Source organism: Lentzea aerocolonigenes (assembly GCF_000974445.1).
In the GTDB taxonomy this organism is placed as follows: domain Bacteria; phylum Actinomycetota; class Actinomycetes; order Mycobacteriales; family Pseudonocardiaceae; genus Lentzea; species Lentzea aerocolonigenes.
The window spans coordinates 95962-112357 of record NZ_BBOJ01000025.1; the positions used below are offsets into that span (position 1 = coordinate 95962).

At 71.6% G+C, this 16396-nt stretch carries 17 protein-coding genes; 3 read left to right on the forward strand and 14 right to left on the reverse strand.

The annotated features are described in order from the left end of the window. Genes AOM45_RS39815 through AOM45_RS39830 form a run of 4 tightly spaced genes read right to left on the reverse strand, consistent with a single transcriptional unit; the run spans position 1 to position 2975 of the window. A complete protein-coding gene (locus AOM45_RS39815; protein ID WP_030469898.1) occupies positions 1–426 on the reverse strand; it encodes an ATP synthase subunit C in 426 nt (141 codons plus the stop codon). Beyond that, complete coding sequence (locus tag AOM45_RS39820; protein WP_030469897.1) at positions 423–1655, reverse strand: V-type ATPase 116kDa subunit family protein; 1233 nt, start codon at positions 1653–1655, stop codon at positions 423–425. Before AOM45_RS39820 ends, AOM45_RS39815 begins: the two co-directional genes overlap by 4 nt. Further along, entirely contained in the window at positions 1642–2541 is a 900-nt protein-coding gene (locus tag AOM45_RS39825; RefSeq protein ID WP_030469896.1) for a V-type ATPase subunit, read from the reverse strand. The genes AOM45_RS39820 and AOM45_RS39825 overlap by 14 nt, the downstream gene beginning before the upstream one ends. Beyond that, complete coding sequence (locus AOM45_RS39830; protein ID WP_051784061.1) at positions 2538–2975, reverse strand: hypothetical protein; 438 nt, start codon at positions 2973–2975, stop codon at positions 2538–2540. The genes AOM45_RS39825 and AOM45_RS39830 overlap by 4 nt, the downstream gene beginning before the upstream one ends. A 172-nt stretch (positions 2976–3147) precedes the next feature. Between AOM45_RS39830 and AOM45_RS39835 the strand changes: the two genes are divergently transcribed. Beyond that, complete coding sequence (locus AOM45_RS39835) at positions 3148–3906, forward strand: MBL fold metallo-hydrolase (protein WP_030469894.1); 759 nt, start codon at positions 3148–3150, stop codon at positions 3904–3906. A 166-nt stretch (positions 3907–4072) separates the two neighbouring features. Here AOM45_RS39835 and AOM45_RS53915 read toward each other — a convergent pair whose 3' ends face one another. The 6 genes from AOM45_RS53915 to AOM45_RS53250 all read right to left on the reverse strand — a co-directional run bounded on the left by AOM45_RS53915 (position 4073) and on the right by AOM45_RS53250 (position 8853). Further along, positions 4073–4774: a universal stress protein gene (locus AOM45_RS53915; RefSeq protein WP_346004600.1), complete on the reverse strand. Its 702-nt coding sequence runs from the start codon at positions 4772–4774 to the stop codon at positions 4073–4075. Then, positions 4662–5297, reverse strand: a complete 636-nt coding sequence (gene phoU, locus AOM45_RS39840; RefSeq protein WP_035911645.1) for a phosphate signaling complex protein PhoU — start codon at positions 5295–5297, stop codon at positions 4662–4664. The genes AOM45_RS53915 and phoU overlap by 113 nt, the downstream gene beginning before the upstream one ends. Positions 5298–5316: 19 nt before the next feature. Then, on the reverse strand, positions 5317–6036 hold the full coding sequence (locus AOM45_RS39845) for a CBS domain-containing protein (RefSeq protein WP_236704002.1): 720 nt from the start codon (positions 6034–6036) through the stop codon (positions 5317–5319). A gap of 108 nt (positions 6037–6144) precedes the next feature. After that, on the reverse strand, positions 6145–6630 hold the full coding sequence (locus AOM45_RS39850) for a GyrI-like domain-containing protein (protein ID WP_156094054.1): 486 nt from the start codon (positions 6628–6630) through the stop codon (positions 6145–6147). Next, entirely contained in the window at positions 6630–8618 is a 1989-nt protein-coding gene (locus AOM45_RS39855; protein WP_236704003.1) for a heavy metal translocating P-type ATPase, read from the reverse strand. Before AOM45_RS39855 ends, AOM45_RS39850 begins: the two co-directional genes overlap by 1 nt. A 40-nt stretch (positions 8619–8658) precedes the next feature. After that, a complete protein-coding gene (locus tag AOM45_RS53250; protein WP_063757105.1) occupies positions 8659–8853 on the reverse strand; it encodes a heavy-metal-associated domain-containing protein in 195 nt (64 codons plus the stop codon). Between the two features lie 280 nt (positions 8854–9133). Here AOM45_RS53250 and AOM45_RS39860 point away from each other — a divergent pair, with 280 nt between their 5' ends. Continuing rightward, positions 9134–10030 carry a polysaccharide deacetylase family protein gene (locus tag AOM45_RS39860; RefSeq protein WP_063757107.1) on the forward strand — a complete coding sequence of 299 codons (897 nt, stop codon included), beginning with the start codon at positions 9134–9136 and terminating at the stop codon, positions 10028–10030. 21 nt (positions 10031–10051) lie between these two features. Here the strand turns inward: AOM45_RS39860 and AOM45_RS39865 are convergent, their stop codons facing one another. Next, a complete protein-coding gene (locus AOM45_RS39865) occupies positions 10052–11797 on the reverse strand; it encodes a fatty acyl-AMP ligase (RefSeq protein WP_156094053.1) in 1746 nt (581 codons plus the stop codon). After that, positions 11797–13479: a fatty acyl-AMP ligase gene (locus tag AOM45_RS39870; RefSeq protein ID WP_051784059.1), complete on the reverse strand. Its 1683-nt coding sequence runs from the start codon at positions 13477–13479 to the stop codon at positions 11797–11799. The genes AOM45_RS39865 and AOM45_RS39870 overlap by 1 nt, the downstream gene beginning before the upstream one ends. Positions 13480–13625: 146 nt before the next feature. Between AOM45_RS39870 and AOM45_RS39875 the strand changes: the two genes are divergently transcribed. Further along, on the forward strand, positions 13626–14906 hold the full coding sequence (locus tag AOM45_RS39875) for a beta-ketoacyl-[acyl-carrier-protein] synthase family protein (protein ID WP_081902358.1): 1281 nt from the start codon (positions 13626–13628) through the stop codon (positions 14904–14906). Here AOM45_RS39875 and AOM45_RS39880 read toward each other — a convergent pair. Together AOM45_RS39880 and fabG are read right to left on the reverse strand one after the other, a co-directional pair. Further along, a complete protein-coding gene (locus AOM45_RS39880) occupies positions 14890–15522 on the reverse strand; it encodes a LuxR C-terminal-related transcriptional regulator (protein WP_030469886.1) in 633 nt (210 codons plus the stop codon). The two genes, AOM45_RS39875 and AOM45_RS39880, sit on opposite strands and share 17 nt — an antisense overlap. Then, the gene (fabG, locus tag AOM45_RS39885) at positions 15522–16226 is read right to left on the reverse strand and encodes a 3-oxoacyl-ACP reductase FabG (RefSeq protein WP_030469885.1); all 705 of its coding nucleotides are present in this window, start codon (positions 16224–16226) and stop codon (positions 15522–15524) included. Before fabG ends, AOM45_RS39880 begins: the two co-directional genes overlap by 1 nt. Between the last annotated feature and the right edge of the window lie 170 nt (positions 16227–16396).

The window sequence follows — 16396 nt, forward strand, 5'->3', positions numbered from 1 at the left end:
TCACGCCTGCCCGATGAGGATCACGGCGACGATGAGGCCGTAGATCGCGATGCCCTCGGCGAGACCGACGATCACCATGGCCCGCCCGAACAGCTCCGGACGCTCACTCAGCGCGGCCAGCGCGGCCGCTCCGGTGTACGCCACGGCGATCGCCGCGCCGATGGACGATCCGGCGACCGAGATCGCCGCGCCGATGAGCGCGGCCCAGTTCGCCGTGGGCGAAGCTCCCTGGGCGACGGTCAGCGGTGAAGCGGCCGCGTCGACGCCGCTCAGCGCCACGACCAGCACGATCGCCGCGCCCACCAGAAGAAGCCCGTTCAGCCCGAGGAACACGGTGAGAACGGCGCGTCCCTTGCGCCGCACCAGCAGCACCGCTCCCGCGCAGGCGGCGACGAGCACCGGCAAGCCTGCCAACCAGACCATCATCGTGCCTCCCCGTGCCACGGGCGGAAGGGCCGGCCCTCGATCTCGAAGACCCGCGAGAACAGTTCGTAGAACTCCAGGCGCAACGCCTGGATCGCGGCGACCAGCGCCTCGAGGGAGAACGCCAGGGCGTTGCCGAGCAGGAAGAGGAAGACCGCCGCGCCGATCCCCGCCACCCCGTGGCCGGCCAGCGCGGTCGTGCCCAGCCACACCACGGAACCGATCGCCGCGTGCACCAGGCCGAACGCCGCGAGCCGGGCGAAGGACACCAGGTTCGACCCGGTTCTGATCACGATGTCGAACAACTGCACCACGGCCTGCGCCACGCCCGCCGCACCACCACCGGACGCGGCCGCGAAACCCACTCCGGCCAGCACCAGCCCGGCCACCGCCGTGACGGCGCCACCCACGACGACGAGATCGGCGTGGAGCAACAGACCACCGGCCACGCCGGCGATCCCCAGGAACAGCGTGGCCCCGGCGATCCCCGACGCCGCGTACACCGCGAGCCGCGGACCGCCTTCCCGCCACCGGTTGACGATGGCGACGGCGTAAGCGGCGGCGAGCAGCACCGCCCCCGCCGCGACACCCGCCCCCAGCAGCAGAACGGGGTCCTCCAGTGGATCGACCCACAACACCGGGACGACGCCGGTCGGTCCGAAGAACTCCCCGTAGAGAACGCCGAAGAAGGTGCTGGCCACGCCCGCACCGGCCACGAACGGCCAGGCGGAGCGCCAGCGGGCGAGCCGGGGCCAGGTGCGCACCAGCGCCGCGACCGCGACCAGCAGCAGTCCCTGGCCGGCGTCGCCGAACATCATCCCGAACATCAGCACGTAGGCGGCGCCGGCCAGCAACGTCGGATCGACGTCCTGGTACGGCACGGTGCCGTACGTGCTGACGAGCGGCGTGAAGGAACGCCGCACAGTCCCGGTTCCGCGCAACAGGGTCGGTGGGTCCACTCCACGCGGCGCGCGCATGGGCACCAGCGCGGCGCCCACCTCCGCGAGAGCAGCCGCGACGGCCGGCCGTTCCACCGCTGGGCACCATCCCACCAGCGCCGCGACCTCACCGCGCCGGACCGCGCCGGCGACCACCTTCTCCAGCTCCTCGTCGGTGCGGTCGATGTCGACCAGACCCGACAGCTTCATCACCGCGTCGCGCAGCACGGCCTCGGGCGCGACGATCGCCACCCGTTCCATCCGGACCGGGGCCACTGCCTCAGGCAAGGGCATCGAAGACCTCCACCGGCCGGCCGCCGTGTGCGGTGAGCTCGAGCGCGGCACGCACCCGCCGGGCGTCCAGCGCGAGCAGGGCGGCGCAGCCCACCACCGGCCCCGGACCGAAGCCCGGACCGCGCAGCAGCGTGTGCGCGTCGTTCTCGACCCGCGTCCACCACCGCTCCTCGGCACGCCAGAGATCCGCGGGTTCCTGGACGTCCACGAGCGCCCAGGCCGCCTCACCGGGCAGAGCACCGGCGAACGCCACCAGGTCGCCGGGCACCTCCGGTCCGAGCAGCGCCGACTCCGGTGCCGGTCGGCCGAGCAGGAACCGCGCCCGCGCGACCAGCAACGCCGCCGCACCCGCGGCCCACGCCGAAGCCTGTGACACGCCACCCGCCACTCGCGCCGCCCAGCCGAGCTGCACGCCGCACGCGATCCGCCACGGGTCGGCAGCACCGGGATCGCCCCAGGGCGAGGCGGCGAGTGCGTCTCGCAGTTCGGCGAGCGAGGTGGTGGCGGCGAGCCGGGGCCAGGCGGTGGCCAGGGTGCCGAGCCGGTACAGCTCACCCGTGCTCTCCCCGGTCAGGGACCGCACGTGCTCCAGCACGTTCGCGACCTCGAACCACCCGGCCAGCAGCCTCACCAGCTCGGCCCCCGCCCGCGGCTGCCACCCGGCGAGCACCCGCAGGTGCCACAACAGGGTCGCGGCGACCGCGTGCTCCGTCTGCTCCAACGACTGTCCCACCCGCAGATGGCGCTGATAGGGACCGGCGCTCAGCAACCGTTGCGCCTCTGCCAGCGAGGCACAGCTCGCCACCTCACGCGCGCCGACGGCGCCCGCTCGCCGGCGCAGCAGCGCCCGCGCCCGCACACCGCCCGCGGTCCACGCCGCGCTCACGGCACGACCTCCGCGAGCGCCGACAGGGCCGACGCCACCGCCCGGTCCACCAGCTGAGGCGCGCGAGCCGCGGCGCGCGCCCGCGTCTGTTCGGAGCGCTCCCGAGCGGCCGCGACGAGTTGCTCGCCGTCCGGGGCCGCTTCCGCCCGCGCACGGGCGGCGGCGCGCGCACGCACCGTCGCGGCACGATCGACCGCCTCGGCGCGGAAGTTCTCGGCGTGACGGGCCGCCTGCTCACGAATCCCGGCCGCTTCGGCACGCGCCTCGCGCCGGATGCGCTCCGCCTGTGCCTCCGCCTCGGCCAGCAGGGCGAGCACCGGTTCGAGCTCGGTCGCCAGTTCGGCCGCCCGGTCCGCGGGCACTCCCGGCCGCGCCGCCGCACCCGGCGTCCCCGCCGGGCGGTAGCGCTGCAAGAGATCGCGGAGCCTCGTCACTCCTCCATGGTCGCGACGGGCCGCCACGCACGGCAGTGACGCTCATCCCCGTTCCGCAGGGACCTCTGCCCCTTGGGCACCGAGGAACCGCCGCGCCACGGCCGAACTGCCCTGTCCCGCCAGCTCGGCCCGCAGGATCCTCGACGGGTCAGCACACCGTGAGGAGGCGGGCATGCCGGCGGAACGCGTCGCCGAGGACGTGTACGTGATCGCGCTCGGGCGGGGCCTCATGGCCACGAACGCCTACCTGGTGCGCGCGGACGAGGGCTGGGTCCTGATCGACACCGGCTGGCGACGCGACGCCGACACCGTCTCCAACGCCACCCTGGCGTTGCTCGGCAAGGGAACGCGCCCGACCGCGATCCTGCTCACCCACCTGCACCCGGACCACTCCGGAGCCGCCCCCGCCCTGGCTCACCGGTGGGACATGCCGGTGCACGTGCATCCGGCGGAACTCCCTCAAGCCGCGGGGAAACTGATGCCCCAGTACGCCAACCCGCTCGACCGCCGGCTGATCGGACCACTCATGAGGTTGCTGCCCGCGAAAACCCGCGCCCGCCTCGTCGCGGCAGGAGACCTGACCGGCACCGCGCGCGGCCTCGACCCGCTCTCCAGCCCACCCGGTCTGCCCGGCTGGGAAGCCGTGCCGACACCCGGTCACACCCCGGGCCACATCGCCTACCTCCGTCGCCGCGACCGCGTGTTGATCACCGGTGACGCGCTGCTGACCATCGACCTCAACGCGTTCGGCCGACGACGGCTCGCAGGCCCGCCGTGGTACACCACGTGGCACCGGCCCACAGCCGAAGAATCGATCCGAACACTGGCGACACTGCAACCCGAGGTCATCGCGCCCGGACACGGCGAACCCCTCAGCGCCGACGCCGCCACCCGCCTGCGCGAGTTCGCGGACCAGCTCCGCACGCGCTGACGAGCCGGATTCAGACTTCAAGCGCGGCAAGGACTCTCGCTCTGCGCCGTACCAGCGTCACCCGCACGTGCCTCTCTGACAGCCGGATGCGGTCTTGTCCCGAAACCTCTGGGCTCGCCGGCCCAGGGCCCCGCCGTGGATGAGAGCGCTCACTCCGCCTGACGTGTCACGAACAGAAGTGCTCAAGGCTCCAGATCGATCGTCTGCACATGCCCGTAGCCGGTGAGCCTGTTCGCAGGACGCCGGTACGAGCCGAAGGTCCCTGGTGCGCTGCCTGCACGTGACGCAAGGTGGACGTGGCGCCGGCACGCCGGGACGCGGATGTCACAGTCGAACACCTGCGTGTCGGCACCGCGTGAACCAGCCGGACGGACGCGCGCTGAAGGGCATCGGCCGTCACCGCTGCGGCCGGACCACCGCGAGGGGGCACGGCGCGTGGTGCACGAGCGTCGCGGCCGTGGAACCGAGCAACGTCGATGTGGCCGGCGGCGGCTCCCAGGTCGGCGCGGCTCGGCATCGGTGGCAGATAGGCGTGTGCCAGGCGCAACGGCGCGTTGTGGCGCACACACTCGTCCGCTGCCCACGCGACGGCGTCGAGCGCCGACACCGATCCGTCGACGCCGGCGACGACCGGTGCTCCAGGTCCCTTGCTCGTGAAACGAACGTCCTCTTCGCCGGGCACGGACGACAGGGCGGACCGACTCGGTTCGCGCGGGGCCTTCGGCCTTCCCGTCACAGGAAGACCGCGGACGAGATCATCCGCGGGAGCCGACCGCGAACGCGACCCGCTTGGCAACGGACACCGCGTGGTCGGCGAACCGCTCGTAATAGCGGCCGAGCAGCGTGAGGTCCATCGCCGTCTCGACATTCCACCGGTGCTCGAAGACCAGCGTGCCGTACAGCGACCTGAGCAAGGTGTCCATCTCGGCGTCGGCTCGTTCCAGGGCCACTGCGGCATCGGCGTTCTCCGTCGTCATCGCCTCCTGAGCGGCCGCGGCCATCCTGGCCGCCACCGCTCCCATCTCGACGATCGTCGGACGCACCGCCGACGGGACCACCGGCCGGGGATGCCGCTGCCTCACCAGTTCGGCCACATGACGGGCCAGCGTGGCCATGCGCTTGAGGTCCGCGCTCGTCCGCAGGCCTGCGATGATCGTGCGAAGATCACCTGCCACGGGCTGCTGCCGGGCCAGCAACGTGAGAGCCTGCTGATCGATCCGGTGGTGCGCCTCGACCAGTCCGGCGTCGTCGTTGATCACCTCGGCGGCTCCGCTGAGCGATACGTCGAGCACGGCGGTGGTGGCGCGGGTCATCGCGTCCTGGGTGCGCTGGGCCAGATCGGCCAGCTGCCGGCGGAACCCGGCCAGCTCGGCGTCGAACGCCTCACGCATGACGATCACCTCTCCACGGTCAGCCGAACATCCCGGCCCGGCGGGGACGCAGGGTGTGGTCCCACTCGTACTCCAGCTCGTTCTCCAAGCCGACGACGCCCGGCAGCGCGCGGACGAAGTAGGCGGCGAGGTCCACATCGCTGCGCCGCTCCAGCAGTCCTCGCATCGTCACCACGCCGTCGTGCACAGTGATGTCCACCGTGGCCGGGTTGAGCCAGGTCGAGCTGCTGAACACCTCGTCCTGGATCTCTGCCCGCAGCGCCTCGTCGTCCTTCACGAACACCTTGAGCAGGTCTCGCCGCGACAGCACCCCGACCAGAGCGCCCTCCACGTCGACCACGAACAGCCTGCGCACGCCGGCCTTGGCCAGTTCCACCGCCGCGGTGCTCGCGGAGGCGTCCATGCGGATGGTGCGGACCGGCGTCGTCATCACCTCACGCGCGGTGCCGCCGAGCGCCCGCCGCCAGCGCCGCTTCTCCGCCCGGCTCGACAGAACGGCGGGCCTGGTTCCGCCGCGGAACTCCTCCTTCGCCAGCAGGTCGGCCTCGGAGACCACGCCCACGGCGTAGTCCCCCTCGACCACCGGCACCGCGCTGATGCCGTGCTCCTTCATCAGCAGCGCCAGGTCCTTGAACGGCGTCTCGGGGTGCGCGGTGATCACCTCGCTGGTCATCAGCGAAGCAACGGAAAGCCGGTGCATGGCGTTCTCCTCCCGTTGGGTGGTGAGTGTCCGCGACACCCTCAAGGCTTCTCCCCGACGGCTGCGTGCCACAGGGACCTTCGTCGCCACAGATCTGAGCCACTGTGCTCGTCGCACCACGACGAAACCCGGTGAGCTGCGGCGAGATCACGCCAGGCGTGGCGCCATCCGATACGGCTGCACGACTCCGGTGCGCCACGCCGCCGGGTCGGGTTCGACCTCCGGATCGCTGAAGTAGATCTCCCAGGCGTCGCCCGCGATGTCGCCGCCCCGTGCCCGCACCCACGACGTCAGCGCGCCGTACGCCGACTCCATCGCCTCGTAGGGCCCGAGGTGCACCGTCCTGGCGGCCGGGCCACCGGGAAGTGCTGAGGGGTGCACACCGTCCGCGCGGTCGATCGCCACGCCGACCGGGTATCCCGCCTCCACCCGGAACCGGCCGTCCTCCAGCCGGTGGTAACGGGCGAACGGTGCGCCCGTCGGCTCGATCCCGCAGCCCGCCAGGACGGCGGCGATGTCGTTGTACGTCTTCGTCAGCCACGGACCGATCTCCGGTACCGCCAAGGTCGTCTCGGCGACCGCTGTCGGCTGCTCGGAGAGGATCTGGGGGTGGATGTCGTATCGCTGCACCATCACGTCAGCGTCCGTCGCCGCACGTCCGCGTCGACAGGGTCGTGCGTTCGCGGCCCTGCGGCACCCCGGAGCACATCTGGCGGGACCTTCGCCTCTACCGGGACCGCGGACGCCGCCGCCCGCAGCGTCAACCGCTTGAGAGCCAGCGCGTTGGCAACGACGATCAAGCTGGAACCGGACATCGACAGTGCGGCGATCTCGGGACGGAGGACGAACCCGAAGAGCGGTTCGAGCACGCCCGCGGCGATCGGCAACGCGATGGTGTTGTAGCCGATGGCCCAGCCCAGGTTCTGGCGCATCTTGCGCAGGGTGTCCCGTCCGATGCGCAAGGCGGCCGGTACGTCGAGCGGGTCGGAGCGCATGAGCACGACGTCGGTGGTCTCGACGGCGACGTCGGTTCCCGCTCCGAAGGCGATGCCGAGGTCGGCTCGGGCGAGCGCGGGAGCGTCGTTCACGCCGTCACCGACCACCGCGACCCGGCGGCCGCCGCGTTGCAGCTCGGCGACCTTCGCCTCCGGCAGCACCTCGGCGACAACGGTGTCGATCCCGATTTCGTGCAGCGCTCGCACGGCGGCGGCCGAGGTTTCCCGTGGTGCGTCGGCGATGCCGATGAGACCGACCGCCCTGCCGTCCACGGCGGCGAGGACCGCGGTGCGGCCTGTGGCGGCGAGCTCGTCACGGCGGGCCGCCATCCGCCCCGGGTCGACGCCCTCGCGTTCGAGCAGTTCTCCGTCTCCGACGACCACCCGGTGCCCGGCCACGTCGGCGACGGCACCGTGGCCGGGAACGTTCTCGACCCGCTCGGCCCCTGTCCCGCCGAGTCCGCGTGCGCGGCGGACGACGGCTGCCGCGAGCGGGTGTTCCGACTCCCGCTCGACCGTCGCGACGAGCCGCAGCAGTTCCTCCTCGCCGACACCATCCGTGATCACGTCCGTGACCTCTGGCTCCCCCTTGGTGAGCGTGCCGGTCGCGGCCATCACGACGACATCGATCCGGGCCGACATCTCCAGGCCCGCGGTGTTCCTGAACAACACACCTCGCTTCGCCCCAAGCCCGGTGCCGACCACCACCGCGACCGGGGTGGCGAGCGCGAGCGCGTCGGGACTGGCGACCACCACGACGGTGATCGCGAACAGGACGGCCGTCGCGAACGAGGCACCGGACGACAACCAGGCCGTCAGCGTCAGTCCTCCGCCCGCGAGCGCCACGAGGACCAGCCAGAACGCCGCGCGATCGGCGAGCCGCTGCCCCGGTGGCTTCGAGTTCTGCGCTTCCTGGACGAGTTTCACGATCTGCGCCAAGGCGGTGTCCGAACCGACCCTGGTGGCCCGGACGCGGAGAGTGCTGGAGGAGTTGGTGGTCCCGCCGGCCACCGTCGATCCGGGCGCTTTGTGCACCGGCAGGCTCTCACCGGTGACCATCGACTCGTCGACCTCCGAGTCACCGTCCTCGACAACACCGTCCACGGCGATCTTCGCCCCCGGCCGGACCAGCAGCAGCTCGCCGACCGCCACCTCGGCCGTCGGCACCTCGGCGGCCTCACCGTGCCGCAGCACCACGGCCGTGGGCGGCGCCACGTCCAGCAGCGCACGGATGGCGTCGTCGACACCTCCACGGGCACGCATCTCGAACCAGTGTCCCAACAGGACGAACGCGGCCGGTGCGGTCGCGGCCTCGTAGAAGACCTCTCCCCCGCCGGTCAGCGTGATCACCGCCGAGCACCCCCAGCCCGCGCCCACCGCGACAGCGACCAGCACCGTCCCGTCGAGCGTCCGGGCCCGCAACGCCCGCCAGGCCCCGTCGAAGAAGGTCCAGCACGAGTAGAAGATCACCGGCAGGCTCAGCGACAACGACCACACGTCCGCGCGCATCCCGAACGGCGTCGGCAAGAGCAGCCCGAACGCCGCGGTGCCGACAGATGACCACAGCACGACCGGAATCGAGAACAGCAGCGCTACCAGGAACCGGTTGCGCAGGTCAGCGGCCATCGACATCGCGCCGTGGCCGGTCTTCTCGTGCGGGGAGTGCTCAGCGCCCGGTTCCGCAATGGGGTCGCAGGTCCGCCACGGAGGTCACGGCCGGGTCGAAGTGCACGGTCGCCGTCTGCGCGGCCGGGTTGACCTCGACCAGGTGCACGCCGGGTTGCCTGCCGAGCTCGGCGTTCACGACGTTCTGCTCGGAGGCCCAGCGCAGGCCGCTGACGTCCAGCACCACGGTGTTCATCGCGGCTCCTCGTCACCGAGCCGTGTCGCCGGCCCGGGCCTCGGCACAGCAGGGGTCCTCGCACGAGCATCGCCTTCCGGGCCAGGTGTCCATCAGGGACGTTCGGTGCCATCGCCGGAATCCGAAGGTCCCGTCCTGGTCGGCCGGGCGTGTGGCGCCCGATCGCACAGCGCGGGCGGTGGAGGTGTCCGGCACCGCCTTCCGGCCCCGGCGGAAGGGGACCTCCTGCCCGGTTCGGCGCACCCTCCAGCCACGACCCTGGACGGTGGAGGTGAGTGCGGTGAAGGCATGGATCACGGCACACCGACCCCTTGTGGCCGGCGCGGCGGTGTTGGTGCTCGGTGGTGTGGTGGTACTGATCTTCGCGCTGCTCCGGCCGGCTCCCGAACCACCGGTCGCGGCGCCACCGAGCACGTCGGCCGCTCGGACGACCACCACCAGCACGACCACACCCACGAACGCTCCGCCGGCGACGACGGCACCGACGACGACCCGGACGACGACCGTTCCTCCGGGTAGCCCTTTCCCGGAGTCGTTGCGCGGCCAGGACGTCTCCAGACTGCCGACCGATCGCAAGGTCGTCGCGCTCACCTTCGACGCGGGCGCCAACGCCGCGGGACTGCCCAGCATCCTGCGCACGCTGGCGGACCAGCGGGTGCACGCGACGTTCTTCCTCACCGGTGACTTCGCGCAGGCCGATCCGGGTCACGTCCAGGCGATCCTCGCCGCCGGGCACCGCGTCGGCAACCACTCGATGACGCACCCGTACCTGACCCGGTTGCCGGACAACGAGATCGCCGGCGAACTGACCAAGGCCGAGCAGGTTCTGCTGCGCACCGGCGCCGATCCCCGGCCGCTGTTCCGCTTCCCCTACGGTGATCGCGACGCACGGACGATCGCAGCCGTGAACGCGCGGGGCTACGTCGCGGTGCGGTGGACCGTCGACACGCTCGGCTGGCAGGGCACGGCTGCCGGTGGTAGCGCGCGGCGAGTGGTCGATCGCACGATCGAGGCGTTGCAGCCCGGTGAGATCGTGTTGATGCACATCGGATCTCACCCCGACGACAGATCCACTTTGGACGCTGACGCGCTGCCGGACGTGATCGCCGCCGCGCGGGCACGCGGCTACGAGTTCGTCACGCTCGACGCGCTGCTCGGTGACGGCCCGGCCGGCTGAGCACCCAGGACAACGCCCTCGTCAGGCGGGACCGCGCACACCCGCCGCGTAAGCGGCCCGGCAACCTCCTCGCAGCAGCTTGCCGCTGGAGCTGCGCGGCAACGTACCCGGCGCGAGCAGCACGACGTCGTCGACCCTCACCCCGTGTCCGGTGTGGACGGTGCGGCGCACTGCGGTCGCGATCTCGTTCACGTCGACGTCGCCGACCACTTCCGCCAGCACGACGACCTGTTCCCGTTGCCCGTCTTCGACGCCGAGCACGCAACAGGCCAGCACAGCCGGATGCGAGGTTTCCGCGGTGGCCTCGAGGTCGTGCGGATGGTGGTTGGCGCCCGCGACGATGATCACCTCTTTCGCCCTTCCGGTGACGAACAGCTCGCCGTCCCAGCGGAAGCCCGTGTCACCGGTGCGCAGGAACGTGCCGCGCCTGCCGGGCAGCTCGGCGTGGAACACCTCGTCGGGGCGGTTCCAGTAGCCGGTGCCCACGCTCGGGCCCTGCACGAAGATCTCTCCCACCTCGCCCTCCGCGCACTCCTGCAGCGTGCCGGGATCGGCGATCACGAGCGTGACCGACGGCGGGACGGGACCGCAGCTGACCAGCCTCCTGCCACCGGGAGGATCGACCGGCAGGGCGCGCCCCCTGGTCAGCGCATCGGCGTCACAGCGCAGGATCACCGGCCCTTCTCCCACCAGGGCGCTGGTGACCATGACGGTCGACTCCGCGAGGCCGTAGCCCGGCACGAGCGTGCCCCGGCGCAGACCCACCGGGACGAACACCTCGAGGAAACGCTCGAGCGTGCCGGCCCTGACCGGCTCACCGCCGATCAGGGCCATCTCCCAGCCGCTCAGGTCGAGCCTTGCCCGCTGGGCCTCGGAGACGCGTCGCACGCACAGGTCCAGCGCGAAGTTCGGCGCGCAGCTGTCGGCCCTGCCGAGCTGCGAGATGAGCCGCAGCCAGCTGACGGGGCTGCGGACGAAGATCCCGGCCGGGAACAGCACCGCCGGCCGCCCCGCGTACAGCGGGTCCAGCACACCGCCGATCAGGCCCATGTTGTAGTGCGAGGGCAGCCACGAGACGCTCGGCGGGCGGAGCAGTCCTTCCTCGTCGGACGGGCGGTACAGGTTGTCGTGGATCAGCGCGAGGTTGTGCAGGACGTTGCCGTGGGTCAGCGTCACGCCTTTGGGCTCGCCGGTCGATCCGGAGGAGTACTGCAGGTAGGCCGGAGTGTTGATGCCGATGCCGGGCGGCGTCCACCGGTCGGCGAGCGCGGGGTCGGTCTCGTCGACCGCGACGCGCACCAGGCCGGACAGTGCAGGCGACTCCTCGACCAGCGCGAGACACTTGGCGAAGGTGAGGCCGGTGGAGAGCAGCAGTTCCGGCCCGCAACTCTCGACGATCGACGAGATCCGGCTCACCTTCAGGCTCGTCCTGGTGCCGTCGAGCGGCGCGACCGGCACGGCGATCAGCCCGGCGTACAGGCAGCCGAGGAACGCGATGTGGAAGTCCAGGCCGGGCTCGAAGCACAGCAGCGCTCGGGTGCCGCGGGGTGCGAGCTCACCGAGCCGGGTGGCCAGCGCCCGCGCCCGGCGGTCCAGGTCGGCCAGCGTCAGCGCGTCCCACTCGGTTCGTCCGTCGGCGTAGAAGGAGTAGGTGCGCAGATCGGGTTCGGCCGCACTGCGGGCCCGGCACAGGTCGACCAGCGTGGTGAACTTCCGCCGGCCACCCGCGACCCCCTTCGGCAGCCGCACTCCGTCGCGGAGCTGCATCACTTGCCTCCCAGCACGAGCGCACGACAGGCGGCACGGCGCAGCTTTCCGCTCGTGGTGAGCGGCAGCGCGCCCGGTGACAGCAGTGCCACCCGGCTGAGCACCACTCCGTTCTCCGCGTGCACCGCTGTGGAGACGGCGTACCGGATCTCGTCCTGGGACGTGGTCCGGTGCCGGTGGTCGACTTCGACGAACATCACGACGTCCGAGCCGTCCATCACCGCGCACGCCATCCGCACCGCTGCGTGGCTGTCCGCCGCGGTCGCCTCGACGTCGTACGGGTAGAGCTGGCGTCCGTCCACCTCGAGCAGGTCGGGGATCCGGCAGGTCACGAAGAGCTGACCTTCGAAGAGGAATCCCAGATTTCCGGTGCGCAGGAACCGGCGTCCGTCCACCAGTGCGCCGAACGTCTGCTCGGTGCCGATCGGGTCGTTCCAGTACCCCGCACCGATGCTCGGACCGGACACGAGGATCTCGCCGACCTCGCCGGGTCCGAGAGGCGTGCACGTCTCCGGGTCGGCGATCACCACGTCCAGCGAGGGATCCGGTTCGCCGCAGCCCACCAGGCTTCGCGCACCGGCGCCGCTGGACGCCCGTTCGACCCTGCCCCGCTCCAGCGCGGCCGAGTCGAACGGGCGCACCACCGGCTGCCCGTCGAGCGGACCGCCGCTGATCAGCACGGTCGACTCGGCCATGCCGTAGCTGGGGAAGAACGTCTCGCGGCGGAACCCGCACCTGGCGAAGCGCGCGGTGAACCGGTCGATCGTCGACGCGTGCAGCGGCTCGTCGCTGATCGCGGCGATCCGCCAGCGACTCAGGTCGAGTCCGTCCCGCTGGTCGTCGGTGACCCGGCGCAGGCACAGTTCGTACCCCAGGCTCGGTGCGGCCGCGATCTCCGCTCCGTAGCGCGAGATCGCCCGCAGCCAGTTCGCGGGCACCCGTGCGAAGGACTGCGCCGACATCAGCACGGACAGCTGTCCGAGGAAGAGCGGTTGCAACACGCCGCCGACGAGCCCCATGTCGTGGAACACCGGGAGCCACGACACCGTCGGCGCGACCCGCCTGTAGTCCTCGTCCGGCCGGGAGCCGCCCCGGACGATGAGCTCGAGGTTGTGCAGCACGCCCGCATGGGTGAGCACGACGCCTTTGGGCCTGCCCGTGGTGCCGGAGGTGTACTGCAGGTAGGCGATCTCGTGCTGTTCGTCCGTGTCGTTCCACTCGGATCCACCGTCGGTCACGGTATCGGTGGCGAGCGGGATCAACGGCCGTTGGCCGAGGATCGCCTGCAGTCCGGCCAAAGTATCCTTTGTGGACAGCAGGAGGGCAGGTTCGCAGTCGTCGGCGATGGCCGTCAACCGGGTGTGCCGCGCGTCGCCCGACGCCCTGCGCACCGGCGGCGCCGGCACCGCGATGATGCCGGCGTACAGACACCCCAGGAAGGCCGCCACGAACTCCAGCCCGGGCGGATGGCACAGCAGCGCGCGAGATCCCGGCTGCGCGAGTGACCGCAGTCGTACGGCGATCGCCCGTGCGCGGACATCCAGTTCCGCGTAGGTGAGTGCGGCCGACTCCACGACGCCGCTCTCCAGGAACACGAACGCGCGTTCCTCGCCTCTGCGTGCCACCTGCCTGCGACACAGTTCCGCCAGGTTCGCCACGTCGGCCGTCGTTTCCGCTGACACCGCGCATCAACTCCCGTTTCCGGAGATTTCCGTTGCGGTGCAGACGTTACGGAGAGCCGCCGGCATTGTGATCAGTCGCGAGACGGAGCCGGGAATCAGTCTCGCGACCGCTGCCGCCGGAGCAGCCGCGGTGTTCTCCTCGACACATGCCTCATGAACACACGTTCCTCGACTTCGCCCTGTCACATCCTTCGTTGCCTCCGCTGCCGCGAGAAGAGGAGGAAATCGTGATCACCGGCCTCGGCATGACGACCCCTCAGGGCGGTGACGTCCCGTCCACTTGGGACGCACTGCTCGCGGGCACCTCCGGCGTGCGCGTGCTCGACGCTCCGTGGGCCGCCGACCTGCCGGTGCGGCTCGGCGCGCCGGTGCGCGAGGACCCCGGGTCTTTGCTCGACCGCGTGGCACGCCGCCGGATGGACCGGTGCCAGCAGCTCGCCGTCGTCGCGGCACGGCAGGCGTGGGCGGACGCGGGAGCACCGGAGGTGGAGCCCGAGCGGCTGGCGGTGGTGTTCGGCACCGGGCTGGGTGGCGGTGGCACGCTGGTCGAGCAGTACGACCGGTGTCAGGAGCTCGGTCCCGACCGCGTCTCGCCGTTCACCGTCACGATGCTGATGCCGAACGGCCCGGCTGCCGCCGTCAGCATGGATCTCGGTGCACGAGGTGGTGCGCACGCCCCCACGAGCGCGTGCGCCTCCGGTGCGGAAGCCATCGCGCTCGGCGCCGCGCTGCTGCGCCGCGGGCTCGCGGACGTGGTCGTCGCCGGTGGCACCGAGGCGTGCCTCGGCCGGCTGTCGATCGCGGCGTTCGCCCGGATGGGAGCGTTGTCCCGCAACCACGACGACCCCTCGGCCGCATCGCGTCCGTTCGACGCGAGACGTGACGGGTTCGTCATGGCCGAGGGTGCGGGCGCTCTCGTGCTGGAACGCGCCTCGTTCGCCCGCGCACGAGGCGCTCGCGTCACCGCCCGGCTCGCCGGCGTCGGCATGACCTCCGACGCGCACGACATGACCGCGCCGTCACCGGACGGCCAGATCCGCGCCATCCGGCAGGCGCTGCGGTCGGCGGCGCTGAGCCCGTACGACGTCACGCACGTGAACGCGCACGCGCCGGGCACCCAGGTCGGCGACCGCGTCGAAGCCGCCGCGGTGCTGGAGGCCCTGGGCCCGCACCCGCTGGTCACCGCGACCAAGTCCGTGACCGGTCACCTCATCGGCGGCGCGGGTGCGGTCGAGGCGATCTTCACCGTGCTGGCCGTGCGCGACGGTGTCGTCCCGCCGACGCGCAACCTCGACGACCAGGACTCCGACGTGAAGCTGGAGATCGTCGCGGACCGGCCGCGGCACGCGCGGGTCGTCGCCGCGATCTCCAACTCGTTCGGATTCGGCGGGCACAACGTCGTGCTCGCGTTCACCCGGCCCGGGTGAGCAGTCCCAGCCGCTGGGCGAGCAGTGCCGCGTGCATCCGGTTGGGCTGACCGAGTTTCGCGAGGATGTGCGAGACGTGGGACTTCACCGTGGCGCAGGTCAGGTAGAGCTCTCGCGCGATCTCGTCGTTGCTGCGGCCGCGCGCGATCCTGACCAGGACCTGACGTTCGCGATCGCTGAGCAGTCCCAGCCCGCGGTCGGCCTCCTCGGGCGGGGGCAGTATCTCGAACCGGTCCAGCAGGCGTCCCGCCACCTCAGCGCCGAGGTGGGCGTGGCCCTGTGCCACGGCACGCACCGCGGCCACGAGTTCCTCGCGGCTCGCGCGCTTCAGGAGAAGCCCTCTCGCGCCGGCGGTGAGCACCCGGTGGAGCCGCTCGTCCGTGCACTCCCAGGCCAGCACGATGACGCCACCCGTGACACACGTCCTCAGGCGCGGCAGGTCGGTGACGTCCGCGGTGAGCACCACCTCGGGCTGATGTCGTCGTGCGAGGCACAGTCCCTCGGCCGCACGACTGGCCTCACCCACCACCACGACATCCGCCGTTTCTTCCAGGGCGTTGCGGAACCCTTGGCGCACGAGGACTTCGTCGTCGATCAACAACACGGAGACCGGCATCAGTGCCCCATCCCCAGCCCGCCGTCGACCGGGATCACGGCCCCTGTCACGTACCGCGCCGAGTCGCCCGCGAGCCACACGACCGCGGCCGCGACCTCCTCGGGTTCGGCGAAGCGCCGCAACGGAATCGACTCCCGGTACAGCTTGCCGTACTGCTCGGGCAGCGCCGCGGTCATGTCGGTGTCGACGTACCCCGGCGCGACGACGTTCGAGGTCACACCGCGGCTGCCCAGTTCGCGGGCGAGCGAGCGGGCGAGTCCGATCAGCCCCGCCTTGCTCGCGGCGTAGTTCGTCAGACCGGCGCTGCCGTACATCGCGACCACCGAGGAGATGAAGATCATCCGGCCGTTCCGGGCACGGGCCATCGGCGTGGCAGCTCGCCGGGCACAACGCCACGCCCCGGTCAGGTTCGTGTCCAGCACCGAGGTGAACCTGTCCTCGGTCATGCGGGTGATGAGCGTGCTGTCGGTGATCCCGGCGTTGGCCACGAACACGTCCACCGGTCCCAGTTCGGACTCGACCGCGGTGAAGGCCGCGTCCACCTGCTCGTTGTCGGTCACGTCGCACTTCACCCCGAAGGCACCCGCCGGGCAGTCACCGCCGCGGTGCGTCACGGCCACCTTCGCGCCGTCGGACAAGAACGCCTCCGCGATCGCCCGGCCGATTCCCCGGTTGCCTCCGGTCACCAGCACCGTGCGCGTCATGGCGTGCTCCTTTCGGATCATCGGCGTCCGGGTGATGCCACAGGTCGGTGTCCCGGCCGCCCCTATCGTGAGGTCGGATTCGGGCACCGTCGCCCTCAACCTGGTTCGAGGTTAGGGAGATCGACAGTGCCACCTGATGGCCGTCACGGCCGACGTGTTGACCTTTCCGG